This is a genomic window from Allochromatium warmingii, from assembly GCF_900107145.1.
GTDB classification, from domain to species: Bacteria; Pseudomonadota; Gammaproteobacteria; order Chromatiales; family Chromatiaceae; genus Thermochromatium; species Thermochromatium warmingii.
In genome coordinates, this window is the sequence record NZ_FNOW01000085.1 from 1 (window position 1) to 1544 (window position 1544).

The following is a 1544-nucleotide window of genomic DNA, read 5'->3' on the forward strand; positions in this document are numbered from 1 at the left end:
GTGCTTGTCGTGTGCGTGCATGCCGCCAACATCTTTGATGGTACCGCCGCACGCGAAGTCATCGCACGCTTATTTTTACTCCTTCAATCCGTCAACATTATTTGGACGGATGGCGCCTACGCCGGCGCAGAACTGATTGAATGGGTATTTAAGCAGTTTGCCTGTACGCTCACTCTTGTTCGGAAACACACTGGTCGCAAAGGTTTTCATGTCTTGCCACGTCGCTGGGTCGTTGAAAGAACATTCGCTTGGCTTGGACGCTCGCGCCGATTGAGTAAAGATTACGAGCGTAAGCCAACCTCTAGTGAGTCTCAAGTTTACTTAGCGTCTAGTCGATTGTTGCTTCGCCAAATTTGCAATAATCAAGTTCGCTATAAATTAGCCGCTGGCTAGAAAAAACTGATTTGCCAGTTTCTAGACAGCCTCTAAAACCGATATTGATTGTTCTGATTCGTGAGTTGAGTTTTTGATGGTTTGCGTCATGCTCCGTTTGTATAAAACGGGGCGCATGTCTCATTATTCGCTTTAATACGGCAGGTTATTCCCATGTCCAGCAAGCACACCACTCGTTCGACTCGCCCCCAATCACGTTTTCAATTATTGAAACTCGAACCGCGTTTTATGTTTGATGGCGCGGCGGCGACAACCGTGCAGCATGTGGATACGCCGGATGTGGAAACATTCCTTCCACCAGCACCGCCTGCGATTGAAACACCCACTGTTCCAACGCCGCCGCCTGCTGAATCAACTGTGACAGCAACCGCTGCTATCAGCGCGACACTGCCGACGATAACGGGTGAAGAACAGGCGCATAGTGATGCGGTGATTGATGGATCCGGCAGTGATTCGAGCCAGTCTTTAATCAATCAGGCGCTGTCGATTGTCGAGCAACAGTTACAGGATTTTGCGCAGCAAGCTGATTTTGAGCAGCAGTTATTGACAGTATTTAATGGTGAACAGATAGCGCCAACACCGGAATGGCTGGATGCAGCGGCTAATCTGCGTCAAGCATTGTTAGATGGTCACTATCAGGTCGATATTAAGTTAATCGAGGATCACGCGATTCAAGGCAAGCTTGGTGCATTTGTTGGTCAGGGTGCGGATGATGCGCCGGTTATTTATTTAAATCAAACATGGTTAAGTGGTGATGTCCATGCGCCGTTGCTTAATCGCGTATTGCTAGAAGAATTGGGTCATAGCATTGATGCGTATTTGAATGGGGAGCGTGATACAGCGGGCGATGAAGGTGAGCGATTTGCAAGTTCGATGCTCGGTTATTCGCTCAGTGAGGGCACGCAAGATGATGCAGATTCGGTCGAAATTACTGCCGATCATGCTCTGCTTGATGCAGAAGCCGCAGATAATGTGTTCGATGTTGCCGGTCAGGATTTAACATTTACAACTTATACGCAATTAGTAGGAACTACCGGACTTAATTCAGCGCGTCTGTATATACTAACCTGATACCGATTTTTCGTTTTTGACAATTAACCGATAATAGAAAAATTCTCTGTCAGCAAAGAACGCAGCTCGCTTTTGTATTG

General features: G+C 47.4%; 2 protein-coding genes. Both read left to right on the forward strand.

Annotated elements, in window-relative coordinates:
* The coding region (locus BLW10_RS13540; RefSeq protein ID WP_143117099.1) for a transposase at positions 1 to 393 on the forward strand (393 nt) is incomplete at its 5' end.
* Positions 394 to 546: 153 nt separating this feature from the next.
* Positions 547 to 1464, forward strand: a complete 918-nt coding sequence (locus tag BLW10_RS13545; protein ID WP_143117100.1) for a hypothetical protein — start codon at positions 547 to 549, stop codon at positions 1462 to 1464.
* Positions 1465 to 1544: the final 80 nt, after the last annotated feature.

Bases quoted from the DNA above. Each gene is read 5' to 3' on its own strand.
- BLW10_RS13545 (WP_143117100.1), top strand. From the start codon at position 547: ATGTCCAGCAAGCACACCACTCGTTCGACTCGCCCCCAATCACGTTTT.